This is a genomic window from Ruegeria sp., from assembly GCF_028066395.1.
Lineage (GTDB): Bacteria > Pseudomonadota > Alphaproteobacteria > Rhodobacterales > Rhodobacteraceae > Ruegeria.
In genome coordinates, this window is record NZ_JALCBM010000005.1 from 1 (window position 1) to 12,326 (window position 12,326).

The following is a 12,326-nucleotide window of genomic DNA, read 5'->3' on the forward strand; positions in this document are numbered from 1 at the left end:
CGCAACCCGGTGGCCGAACACTGGCCCGAGACAGCTACAGGTCGCTGGTGAACCTTCTGGATGAGGTATCCCGGACCGAGCCCGGAACCGATTTCGGCATCCCGGACCTGCCGGAGCGCGTCTATGCGTCCGGCTTTGAGTTCGTCGAATTTACTGCCGACGAAACAAGCGGTGCGCAACTGGCAGACATGTTGTCAGCCATGTGTTTTCGCATGGAACGAAAACACGTCACCAAGTCCGTCGAGCTGTGGCGACAGGGTGCCATAAACATCGTTGTGAATACCGAAAAGGACGGCTTCGCGCATTCGGCATTTCTGGGCCATGGCCCTTCGGTCTGTGACATGGGGTTGCGCGTCAAGGATGCGGATCAGACGGTTCAACGCGCGACCGCGCTGGGCGCGCCGGATTTCTCACAGCCGGTGGGGACCGGGGAATTGGATATCCCGGCGATCCGCGGTGTCGGTGGCAATGTTGTCCATTTCATAGATGAGAAATCCGATCTGCATCGGGTGTGGGACATCGAGTTCGAGCCGGTCGCGAAAACCAAAGCAACCCAGCCCGCCGGTTTGCGCCGTATCGACCATCTGGCCCAGACGATGCGCCATGATGAGATGCAGAGCTGGCTGCTGTATTACATCTCGACCTTCGAGATGGCGAAATCGCCCATTGTGAACGTCGCCGACCCGTCCGGTGTTGTGCAAAGCCAGGCCATCGAAAGTCCCGAGGGCGAAGTGCGCCTGAACCTGAATGGGGCCGTTGGGCATCGGACCTTGGCGGCGTCCTTCCTTGAAGATGGCTTTGGCGCCGGTGTTCAGCACATCGCCTTCCAGTCGGACGACATCTTCGAGACCTCGCACCAATTGCTCAAGTCTGGCTTTCCCAGCCTGACGATCCCGGAAAACTACTACGCTGATCTGCAAGCGACATTCGGATTGGATGATGATCTGATCACCCAACTGCGCCGGGGTAACATTCTCTACGATCGGGCAGCGGGTGCCGAATATTTTCAGATATACAGCCGCCCCATCTTCAACGGCTTCTTCTTCGAAATCGTTGAACGCCGCATGGGCTATGCCGGGTATGGCGCGCGCAACGCACCTATTCGCCTCGCTGCGCAAAGCAAAACCCAGTCGGTGAAAGAGGTGCAAACGCAATGACCGCGCAGATGACAAGTGATGAGCGCGCCGTTCGCCAATGGTGGCGTACCTCCATCATCGACATGAAGCCCGGACAGATCGCGTTTCGCGGCAACGCCATAGAGGACCTGATCGGGAACGTATCTTTCCCACAGATGATCTGGCTTATGATGCGGGGCGATCTGGCCAGCGACGCGCAAGCGCGCCTGTTCGAGGCCGCTTTGGTCGCAGGCGTGGATCACGGCCCGCAGGCTCCATCCATCGCGGCGGCGCGTATGGCTGCCACCTGTGGGGTTGGCCTCAATAACGCGATGGCGACTGCGGTGAACATGCTGGGCGACGTGCATGGCGGGGCCGGGGAGCAATGCGCAGAGCTGTACTATGATATCGCGACCCGCATGGATGCAGGAGCTTCGCTGAATGACGCTGTTCGGGATGGCTTGGACAATTGGCGCGAGATCTACGGCAAGATCGTATCGGGCTTTGGTCACAGGTTTCACAAGCCCGTCGACCCACGCGCACCACGATTGATGCAACTTGTTCGTGATGCGGCGGCGGAAGGCACGGTTTCTGGCCGTTTTGCCGATATCGGAGAAGAGGTTCAGGCCGAACTCGGTCGTCAACGCGGCGGTCGGCCAATTGCCATGAATATCGACGGCGCGACCGCTGTGATCTTCTGCGAGCTTGGCTTTCCTGCGCCGTTGTCGCGGGGGCTGTTCTGCCTGTCCCGCTCGGTCGGAATACTCGCCCACGCCTGGGAGCAGATGGGGCAGGGCGGCCGCAACAAAGGGCCGATGCCCCCGAATTACTTACCCCTCTACGAAGACAGGAATGATGACACGTGAGACATCGAAATCCTTCCGGGTCGGCCTTATCGGCTGTGGTCGTATCAGCGATATCTATCTAAAAACACTATCCAAATTCTCGATCGTTGAGGTCGTGGCTTGCGCAAGCCTCGATCCTACTGAAAGCCGCGCCAAGGCGGATCAATATGGTATCGCCAAAGCTTGCACGCCGGGTGAAATATTTGACGATCCGACGATTGACTGCGTTCTGAACCTGACGATCCCGGCGGCCCATGCCGAAATCAGCCTGCGCGCTTTGGAGGCGGGCAAGCACGTCTATTCTGAAAAGCCGCTGGTTATGAACCGAACAGAGGGAAAGGCGATCCTGCACGTGGCCTCTGAAAAAGGGTTGTTGGTCGGATGCGCGCCCGACACGTTTCTGGGCGGTCGTTGGCAGACCGTTCGGCGGTTGATTGATGAAGGCGCTATCGGGAAACCGACCGGGGTTTTTGCCCATGTCGGAACCCACGGTACGGAACGCCATCATCCTAACCCGGACTTCTACTATCAGGCGGGTGGTGGGCCATTGTTGGACCTTGGGCCATACTACCTGACCGCCATGATCTGCTGCCTTGGTCCCGTTGACCGGGTCGTCGGGATGGCACGGCGGACCTTTGACAAGCGGATGATCGAAAACGGCCCGCGCAATGGTGAATGGATGGATGTCGAGGTCGACACGCATTCCCTAAGTCTGCTGCAGTTCTCATCCGGTGCTATCGGGTCGATGACCATGAGCTTCGACATCTGGGACAGCGAAACGCCACGGTTCGAGATTTATGGTGAGAACGGGACCATCAGCATCCCTGACCCTGACCCGGTTCACGGAGCCAATATCTTTCAGGGGGATGTCTGGCTGAAAACGCAGGACACCTCGCGCTGGTCTCATCAGCCTCGTCCAACCGGTCGAGAAGACTGGCAGGTGGTCGAAAACAAACACGGGTTCAATGAAGATAGCCGCGGGCTCGGCCTTCTGGACCTCGCTCTGGCGGCACAAGAAGGACGCCAGCCCCGCGCAAGTGGAGCGCTTGCCTACCATGTGTTCGAGGTCATGGACGCGATCGAACGGGCACCGAAATTCGGCGCCTATCAGACGATAGAAAGCCGTTGCGCGGTGCCAGCGCCTTTGCCGGTCGATTTCCTTAACGATGAGAGGAAGGAATTGGTTCATGCCGATTGAGACACTCGACTTTGCTCAGCCATTCTTTCGCGTCCAGCACATCACTGACGAGCATAAAATTTCTATCGAGGGTCGCGCCATCGTCCTTAACCTTGGGGGGCGAAATCTATCTGTCGAGGATCAGAGCGTTGCACCGCTTTCTTCCGTGATCGTGCAAGACAGCATGCTTGGCGACGTGGAACGTGCAGTAATTGTCTACGGTTTCGACGCCCATGCCGATGACAACGAATTGTTTGAACGGGTGAAAGATACATGGCCATCTGCTTTTGATGTTCGCCAAGAGGAGCGTCTGCGCGGTGTCAGCCACTACATGTCGCCAAAGGTCTTCGTGGGTAACGTTGGACTGACCATGTACCATTCGGGCTCGGTTCCGTTGAATGTCGGATTGCACAAGGATCATCCGTTCTGCCCGGTACCGGGGTTTCGCGAAGTGCATACGCAAATCGTTGGCTTTGGCAAAATGCAGCAATGCCGAGAACGGGACGTCGGGACACTTTATCTCGAAGAATTTATGGCTCCGGGCGCGACCCACAAACCGATGTATGACGCCGAAGGCAACTATCCCTGGCATCAATACGAGACGATAACCCCCAGCATCTTCATGGCGGTCGAATTACTGCCCGAGGGCGCGCGGGTTCCGGATATGGAGGTTCAGAATGGCTGAGAGACTTTTACCCGAAGAACTGAGTTTTGACGGCCCGTTCCCTCGCCTGTCTCGCCGTTTGAGGCTGGGCGTTGTTGGTGGTGGACGTATCTCTGTCACGCAAGCGATGGCAGCGAGGATGACCGACCGGTGGGAGGTCGTCGCAGGCGCGCTCAGTTCAGATGCGGAGCGTAGCAAGGCGCGTGGGGCCGAGTGGTTTCTGTCATCAGACAGGTGCTATGCATCGTTCGACGAGATGGCACAGGCCGAGGCGGCGCGGTCGGATGGCGTGGATGCCGTCATGATCACCACCCCGAACCACGTTCATTTCGACGCGGCCAAGGCGTTTCTGGAGGCGGGCATTGACGTGCTGTGCGACAAGCCCTTGACCAATGAGGTCGCCGAGGCCGAGGGGCTTGAGGAGGTCACCGCGCGCACGCGGCGGGTCTTTGCTGTCGGCTACGCGATGTCGTGTTTTCCGGTCATCCGGCAGGCGAAACAAATCGTGGCCGAGGGCGGCATCGGCAAGATCAACCAAATCCATGTTGAGTTCATGCAAGACTGGATGACACCCGAAGATGTGGCCGATGCGCCTCATGTAAAGTGGCGGCTGGACCCAGAGATTTCCGGTCCGACCAGTTGTGTCGGCGATATCGGCACCCATGCCGCGCATCTCGCCAGTTTTGTCTCGGGCCTGCCGATGACCGATCTGAGGGCCGAATTCCACGTTTGCGGCGCGCCAAAGCCTTTGGAAGACACGGTGTTCATGTTCACCCGTTACCAAAATGAGGTTCCGGGCACCCTGATAGCAACACGCCTTGCCCTCGGAAATCGGGGCGGGTTGCGGTTGCGCATATTCGGGAGTGAAGGCGGTCTCGAGTGGGACCTGGAGAATTCGGAACAGCTGAAGTTCAATCGGTTCGGTGAGCCGGATCGTATCATCAGCCGCGGTCACGGGCATGGCATCGGCCCCAGTGCGGAACGTCTGATCCGTACCGCGCGCGGCTTCCCTGAAGGGATTATCGAAGCCTGGGCCAACCTCTATACGGAATTTGCCATGGCCGTAGCTGCGCGCCGGGATGGCGTCACCGTTCCAGCCGATTGGCTTAGTTATCCCAGCGTCAATCAAGGCGCAGACGGTGTCCGTTTCATTGATGCCTCTGTGCGCTCTCACCAGTCCGGAGGGGACTGGGTCACGATCTAAGGCTCTGCAGCACAAAGGTTATACGCGCCCGGGCCGTTGTCCGGGCGTCTTCATTTCCTGCTTAGTATTAAAATTTGATATTTTTAAAAATATCTGATATTTTTTACTACGTGTGATGAAATTGAGATTCGCAGACACGTGGAGCTGTCGTTCATGGTGAAACCCGATGAGGCTGGCGCAAGCCCCTCTCTCTATTCCTTGGCGCACCTGACGCTGATCGGTTGCACGCCGCCCGAGTTGGTCTATATCGCCGCGCGGGCCGGTTACGATGCCGTCAGCCCCCGGTTCATTCCGATGCATGTGCCCGGTGAATTCACGCAATCCCCGATCGACAAGGCACAGGTTCTGGCGACCAAAACGGCTCTTTCGACCACCGGCTTGAAAGTCCTTGATGTCGAGCTTGCACGTATCACCGAAGATGTCGATCCGCGCAGTTTTGAGCCATCTCTGGAAATTGGCGGGGAACTGGGCGCCAAACGCATGATCATGAGCGCGTGGACCAGTACCCGCGATGATCGCGACTTTCTGATCGACGTCTATTCTGAAACCTGCGAACTGGCAGCGCCTTATGGAATAACGGTCGATCTGGAATTCCCAAGCTTTTCCCGCTTGCGCACTCTGGATGAGGCGCTGGATATTGTTCGCGCCTCTGATCAACCGAATGGCGGTATTCTGGTCGATACGCTGTATCTGCACCTCAGTCGCGTTGATCTCGGAGAACTGTTGCACGTCCCCTCGGACCTGTTTCACTTCCTGCATATCTCTGATTGCCTGCCCGGCATCGCCGATACGCGCGAGGGCATGATCCAGTTGGCCCGCGACGCGCGTCTGTACCCGGGCGAGGGCTGGATTGATTTCACAGGCATCATCGAACGGATGCCGCCCGTCGACTACTCCATTGAATTACCCAACCAAAGCCGCGTTGCCGAGTTGGGATATGAAGAACATGCGCGTCGCTGTCTCAGCCACGCGAAGCAAACATTCGGCGAGGCGCGGTCACAGCGCCGCATGCCCGATGCAGCAATTCTAAAACACCAAGAGGATCATCATGGGCAAAGAGCTCACTGAAAACGACCGCAATATGGCGGCCGATATGCTGGCACGCGCCCGCGCTGCCATGGCCGAGATCGAGGATTGGGATCAGGACAGGCTGGACCGCCTGTCTCAGGCCGTCGCGTGGTATGCGGGGAACGAGAAAACCTTCACGCGTCTGGCGCAGCAAGGCGTGGACGAAAGCGGTATCGGAGATCGTGAAGGGCGTCCTGCGAAGCGGTTTAAAATCCATATGGTGCTGCGGGATGTTCTGCGCACGCCATCGACCGGGATCGTCGAAGTCGACGAAGAAAAGGGTCTTGTAAAATACGCCAAACCTGCCGGGGTGATCGCATCGCTGATCCCGATGACCAACCCGGCGATGACACCACCGGTGACCGGTGTCTCCGCCGCAAACGCCCGGAATGCGGTCATCTTCAGCCCGCACCCACGAACCGCCCATACCACCTATGAAATGGTCGAGGTCATGCGTGCAGCTTGTCGAGCTGCTGGCGCCCCCGAGGACTTGTTTCAATCCATTCGCAAACCGTCGATCCCATTGACGCAACATCTGATGGAGATCTGCGACCTGACGCTGGCAACCGGTGGCAAGCCCATGGTCAAAGCGGCCTACAGTTCAGGGCGCCCGGCCTATGGCGTCGGTGCGGGCAATTCATCCATTGTTATCGATGAAACCGCCGATCTGGACATCGCCGCTCAGAACACGCGCATTTCAAAGACCTCCGACTTTGGGTCGGGCTGCTCGGCCGACGGCAACATCATCATCCAGCGCTCGGTTTACGACGATATGGTCAAGGCGCTTCAAGCCGAGGGCGGCTACCTGTGTTCGGATGAAGAGAAGGCCATGCTCGAAGCGGCCATGTGGGACGAAAAGGGCAACCGTACCTTCCCGACCATCGCCTGTCCGCCGCAGCAAACCGCCAAAGTCGCCGGTTTTAGCATCCCCGCAGATCGCAAGTTTCTGATGGTTGAAAATCAGGGGCAAATCGGGCCGCAGCATAAGTTCTCCAAGGAGAAGCTGACCACGCTGATGGCACTTTATCACTTCGACACATTCGATGACGCGCTGGACACCGTCAGCCGGATTTACAGCACCGGTGGCAAAGGCCATTCCTGCGGCATCTACAGCCATAATGACGATCACATCGACCAGCTCGCACGTCTGGCTCCGGTCAGTCGTATGATGGTGCGGCAGCCTCAGTCCAAGGCCAACGCGGGTGCCTGGACCAATGGCATGCCCATGACCAGCAGCCTTGGTTGCGGCATCTGGGGCGGCAACATCACCAATGAAAACGTCACCATGAAACACATGATGAACTACACTTGGGTCAGCCGTCCGATCCCCGAGGATCGCCCCTCGGAGCCGGACCTGTTCGGTGAGTTCTACGGACAGGAGGTCGCGTGATGGACGGGGCAAAACTGGACGGCAAAACCGTCGCTGAACATATCGTTGATTTCCTCGAACGTCGTGAGGTCAAGCACGTATTCGGCCTGTGTGGGCACACGAACATCGCGGTTCTGGCTGCGCTGGCGGAAAGTCCCATCGATTTCGTCACCGTGCGGCACGAACAAATCGCCAGCCACGCGGCGGATGCTTATGCCCGTGTGACGGGCAAGGCCTCGGTGGTGTTGTCCCACCTCTCCCCGGGGCTGACCAATTGCGCCACCGGGGTCGCCAATGCCGCACTGGACTGTATCCCGATGGTCGTGATCGCAGGCGATATTCCTACGCATTACTACGGCAAGCATCCGCATCAAGAGGTGAACCTGCACGCGGATGCTGCACAGTGGGAAATCTATCGCCCCTTCGTCAAACGTGCCTGGCGGGTGGATCGCGCGGACTTGATGGCCGAAATCTTGGAGAAGGCGTTTCACCTCGCCGAAAGCGGACAGCCCGGGCCGGTGTTGGTCAATGTGCCGATGGATATCTTCTCTGAGGTGATCCCCTCGGACAGTTTCGACCGTATCCGCGACAACACGCGCGCGCTTAAGAAGCCGTCGATTGACGATGAAACCGCGCGTGAAATCATTGAGGCATTGGCGCAGGCAGAAAACCCGGTCGCCTATGTCGGCGGTGGTATCCTTCTGGCGCAGGCCAGCGACGAACTGCGCGATTTCGTGGAACATATGGGGCTGCCCGTTGCGCATTCCTTGATGGGCAAGGGCGCGCTGCGCGACGACCACCCGCTTGTCTTGGGCATGACCGGGTTTTGGGGCACCGAATTGGTTAACCAGTCCTGCCTGAATGCGGACTGTATCTTTGCCGTGGGAACACGGTTCAAAGAGGCTGATTGTTCCAGCTGGTATCCCGGCTATACGTTCAACATCCCCGGTTCCAAGGTCATTCACATCGACATCGAACCGCAGGAGATCGGCCGGAATTACCCCACCGAGATTGGCGTGGTCGCGGACGCCAAGGCCGCATTGCGCGCCCTCAACCGGGTCGCCCGCGAGATGTATCCTGACGGCTTCAAGCGCCCCGCGCTGGAGCGGAAGATCGCTGGCTTCCGGACGGACTTCAAAGCGCGCAACGTGGAAATGGCGACCTCATCGGCCTTTCCGATGATGCCCGAGCGTATTTTGGCAGATACCCGCCAGGCACTGCCTGAGGATGCCATCATCACCACGGACGTCGGGTGGAACAAGAACGGGGTAGGGCAGCAGTTCGATATCCTGACCCCGGGTTCAATCCTGACCCCGGGTGGGTTTGCCACGATGGGTTTTGGCCCTCCGGGTGCGATCGGCGCGAAACTGGCAGCACCTGATCGAGTAGTACTAAGTTTGGTTGGCGATGGGGGGTTTGGTCAGAACCCGTCGATGCTGGCAACGGCTGTCGAACTTGATCTGGGTATCATCTGGCTGGTGATGAACAACAACGCCTTCGGCACCATTGCGGGCCTTCAAAAGGCGCATTACGGCCTGACCTATGGAACAACCTTCCCCGGATCAGCGGAAGCGCCCGCAAACGGACCGGGCTATGCCGACATTGCACGAGCTTATGGCGCGGAAGGGCACAGGCTGAGCGCTGCTGACGAGTTGTTGCCCGCATTGGAAGCGGCAATCGCCAGCGGTAAACCAACGGTTCTTGATGTCCCAATGATCAACAACCCGACACCAACAACCGGGCATTGGAACATTCTGGACATATACTCGCCGGACAAAAAGGTATCTCACGTCGCGACTTGACGATACTGGGCGCGGTCAGACGCGCCCAGTTTCTTGCGTCAATGCTCATCCGTGTTCGAGCAAACTTCAAAAACTCGGGAGTTTTCGATTTGGTGCCGAGATCGATGTCTGTTTTGCACAGGCTGTTCAGAAAATCACATTGAGCATCAGCAAGGAAACCAACAAGAACAGCACAGTCATGACGCCCCCAGAGCGCACATAGTCCATCACCTTATAACCAGCAGGCCCCATAATCAGCGCGTTTACCTGATGGGTTGGAATGATGAAGCTGTTCGAGGTCGAGATTGCAACTGTCAGCGCAAAAACAGCTGGGTTTCCGCCGGCGGCTACGGCAATTGAAACGGCAAGGGGCACGAGCAGGACGGTGGCCCCGACATTTGACATAACCAGTGAAAACGCGGTGGCCAGTATCGCGACACCGGCTTGAAGTGCCCAAATCGGCCAGCCGTTCAAAATGATCATGATTTGCTGGGCGATCCACGCGGCAGTGCCAGTATTTTGCACCGCTTGTCCCAGCGGTATGAGGCATGCCAGCAGAAAAACCGTGTTCCAACCGACCGCCCGATACGCCTCATCGACACTGAGTACACGCGTGAGCATCATTCCGGCTGCGCCTGTCAGAAGGCAAAGGGACAGGCGAATGTCGGTGAACAATATCATCGAAAGTGAAATTGCGAAAAAGGCCAAGGCCCAACCGACCTTCTGAGGCCGCAGCTCATCCTGCGGAAAATCTGTTGTCACGACCACAAAGTCTGGATCCCTTGTGATCCGCATCAGGTTGTCCCACCTTGTATGCGCAACAAGCATGTCGCCCGCGTGAAATTCTTCGAGCCCGATCTGGGTGGACTCGTGCGTATCAGTCTCGACGTGGCTGAGCGTTTCTTCGCCTCGATGAATAGCAAGCAGTGACATGCCATACGTCTTGCGGAACAAAAGCTCGCGGGGGCATTTGCCAATCAGCTTGCTGTCAGGTGTCACAACGACTTCGGCTATTCCGGCATTGGTTGGCGCAAACTCTTCTACGAAGATATCCAGTTCAGGCAGAACAGTCAGACCGAATTTCTCAGCAAACTGTTCGACAACAAAGCGATTTCCTATGATGGCGAGCCGGCACGGAGCGGCGATCTCGGCGGTCAGAACCTGAACCATAGAAGTCTTACCGCGATAAAATGTGGATATTATGTAAAGATGGCTTTCATGGTTGATGTCGGCCAGTATCTGCCCGACCAGCGGGCTTTTTTCGGGCACGATCACTTCGAAAACATCCGCCTGCAACCCGTAAACCCGTTGCAGGTATTCCTGCGTACCTTGCCCTGTGCCGGTGTTGTCAGACCCGGTATCTCCGGGCAGCACCCAGCGCCCAAACAGCAGAAAGTACCCGATCCCGGTCAGGATCAAGGCTGCACCGATTGGTGCCACCGAGAACAGGCCAAAGGGTTGAATTTTTTGGCTTTCGGGCAGCCCTTCGTTTGCAGTCTGCACCAGGTCGTTCAGCAAAATCAGCGGAGATGAACCGACCATAGTCATCGTTCCGCCCAGAATGGCACAAAACCCCATGGGCATCAGCAGGCGGGACAGTGGAATTCCGGACCTCGAGGAAATGCGGCTGACGACCGGCAGAAACAACGCGGCCGCCCCGACATTCTGCATGAATGACGAAATAACCCCGACCGTTCCGGAAACTATTGGCAGCACCCGGTTTTCGGCCGTGCCACCATATTTCAGAATGACCGCAGCAACCTTGTTCATGATACCGGTTTTGTCCAAACCGGCACCGACGATCATGACCGCGATGATAGAAATCACAGCGTTCGACGCAAACCCATCGAACAGATGCGTAACATCCGCCAGGTTCTCAAGCCCCGGTGCGTAGCTGAGAAGTCCGACAAGGACCAGAACCAGTATGGCGGAGAGGTCAATTCTGACAATTTCTGATACGAACAAGAAGACGGTGAAGGCCAACAATCCGCAAACCACTCCCATCTCAAACGTAAAGGTAACTTGTTCCAAGGAGCCCACCGAAAATTGGATATTTTGTTTAACGTAAATTCCTAAACCATCGCGACCACACTGTCATGATATTTCGATTTTCAGCAGGATTGCGAAACAAAATTTCAAGACGTGACGGCGGAATTTCGCTTCGTAGTGATTGCGGGAAAACAGTTTCCACCGCCGCCTGTGACGCGCCACTTGATCTACACGACTTAAACGCGGCCTTCGCGTGTACAGCGGGCTCTGTCGCAAATTCCTTTGAGGATTGCGTCCATGGAGCTGGCGAACAAGTTAAGCACACTAATGTGCGTATTCGGGCTCGTCGCGATCAAGAAGCCGCTTCATCGCTGAGAAATGAAAGTTGATCTGACGCTCGTCCCACATGTTGGCGGCCAGCTTTTCAGCCACATCATCGGGAAGAATGGCAAGGGGCCGCCCCGAGGCCATTGCTGTCAGCTGGTATTCGCATGCCGCCTCGAAATTGTAGAAATCATCATATGCGCGGGCCACGGTTTCTCCTACGACCGTGATCCCGTGATGCGCCATCACCACGATATTGCCATTGCCGAGGGTCGCCGCGATACGCCCGCCCTCACCATCATCAAAAGCCGAACCACCGAAATCGCCATCGTAGGAGACACGTCCAAGAAATCGCAGCGCGTCCTGATGGCAATTCTCCAGCCGGCCCCCCTCGATACAGCCGAGCGCTGTGGAATAGGTCGGGTGTGCATGCAGCACACAGCGCGCATGAGGCACGCGGCGGTGTATGTGCGAGTGGATGTAGAATGCCGACGCCTCAATCTCACCGTCACCCTCGACGACATTTCCTTGGTGATCGGCCAGTAGCAAGTTCGAGGCGGTAATCTCGGACCAATGCAACCCGCGTGCGTTGACCAGGAAATGCTCGGCACTGACCGCCAAAGAGAAATGATTGTCTACGCCCCGCTGCCAGCCGTTGCGGGCTGCAAGCCGCAAGCTGGCTGCAAGGTCGATCCTGTCGTCACGATAACTCATCATTGTCCTTCCTGTGTCGGTCACAAGTAATAGCGGCAGTGGGCAACAGCTTATTTCGGAAACCGGCAGTCCTGTC

The 12,326-nt window shown here is 57.3% G+C and carries 10 protein-coding genes; 8 read left to right on the forward strand and 2 right to left on the reverse strand.

Translation table 11 applies throughout. The features are described from left to right. The 8 genes from MPJ51_RS02740 to MPJ51_RS02775 form a co-directional block, all read left to right on the forward strand. The coding region (locus MPJ51_RS02740; protein ID WP_298381478.1) for a VOC family protein at positions 1 to 1,157 on the forward strand (1,157 nt) is incomplete at its 5' end. Beyond that, a complete protein-coding gene (locus tag MPJ51_RS02745) occupies positions 1,154 to 1,981 on the forward strand; it encodes a citryl-CoA lyase (RefSeq protein WP_298381480.1) in 828 nt (275 codons plus the stop codon). The genes MPJ51_RS02740 and MPJ51_RS02745, both read left to right, overlap by 4 nt. Continuing rightward, positions 1,971 to 3,158, forward strand: coding sequence for a Gfo/Idh/MocA family oxidoreductase (locus MPJ51_RS02750; RefSeq protein WP_298381481.1), 1,188 nt, complete (start codon positions 1,971 to 1,973; stop codon positions 3,156 to 3,158). Before MPJ51_RS02745 ends, MPJ51_RS02750 begins: the two co-directional genes overlap by 11 nt. After that, positions 3,148 to 3,822 carry a hypothetical protein gene (locus tag MPJ51_RS02755; protein WP_298381482.1) on the forward strand — a complete coding sequence of 225 codons (675 nt, stop codon included), beginning with the start codon at positions 3,148 to 3,150 and terminating at the stop codon, positions 3,820 to 3,822. The genes MPJ51_RS02750 and MPJ51_RS02755 overlap by 11 nt, the downstream gene beginning before the upstream one ends. Beyond that, positions 3,815 to 5,005, forward strand: a complete 1,191-nt coding sequence (locus MPJ51_RS02760; protein ID WP_298381483.1) for a Gfo/Idh/MocA family oxidoreductase — start codon at positions 3,815 to 3,817, stop codon at positions 5,003 to 5,005. Before MPJ51_RS02755 ends, MPJ51_RS02760 begins: the two co-directional genes overlap by 8 nt. Positions 5,006 to 5,158: 153 nt before the next feature. Continuing rightward, positions 5,159 to 6,073, forward strand: a complete 915-nt coding sequence (locus MPJ51_RS02765) for a sugar phosphate isomerase/epimerase (RefSeq protein ID WP_298381484.1) — start codon at positions 5,159 to 5,161, stop codon at positions 6,071 to 6,073. Continuing rightward, positions 6,054 to 7,463: an aldehyde dehydrogenase family protein gene (locus MPJ51_RS02770; RefSeq protein WP_298381485.1), complete on the forward strand. Its 1,410-nt coding sequence runs from the start codon at positions 6,054 to 6,056 to the stop codon at positions 7,461 to 7,463. The genes MPJ51_RS02765 and MPJ51_RS02770 overlap by 20 nt, the downstream gene beginning before the upstream one ends. Then, positions 7,463 to 9,244 carry a thiamine pyrophosphate-binding protein gene (locus tag MPJ51_RS02775; RefSeq protein ID WP_298381486.1) on the forward strand — a complete coding sequence of 594 codons (1,782 nt, stop codon included), beginning with the start codon at positions 7,463 to 7,465 and terminating at the stop codon, positions 9,242 to 9,244. The genes MPJ51_RS02770 and MPJ51_RS02775 overlap by 1 nt, the downstream gene beginning before the upstream one ends. A 126-nt stretch (positions 9,245 to 9,370) precedes the next feature. On the opposite strand, the gene MPJ51_RS02780 is transcribed toward MPJ51_RS02775, so the two are convergent. Both MPJ51_RS02780 and MPJ51_RS02785 read right to left on the reverse strand, forming a co-directional pair. Continuing rightward, a complete protein-coding gene (locus tag MPJ51_RS02780) occupies positions 9,371 to 11,227 on the reverse strand; it encodes an SLC13 family permease (RefSeq protein ID WP_298381710.1) in 1,857 nt (618 codons plus the stop codon). Positions 11,228 to 11,536: 309 nt separating this feature from the next. Beyond that, the gene (locus MPJ51_RS02785; RefSeq protein ID WP_298381488.1) at positions 11,537 to 12,250 is read right to left on the reverse strand and encodes a class II aldolase/adducin family protein; all 714 of its coding nucleotides are present in this window, start codon (positions 12,248 to 12,250) and stop codon (positions 11,537 to 11,539) included. Positions 12,251 to 12,326: the final 76 nt, after the last annotated feature.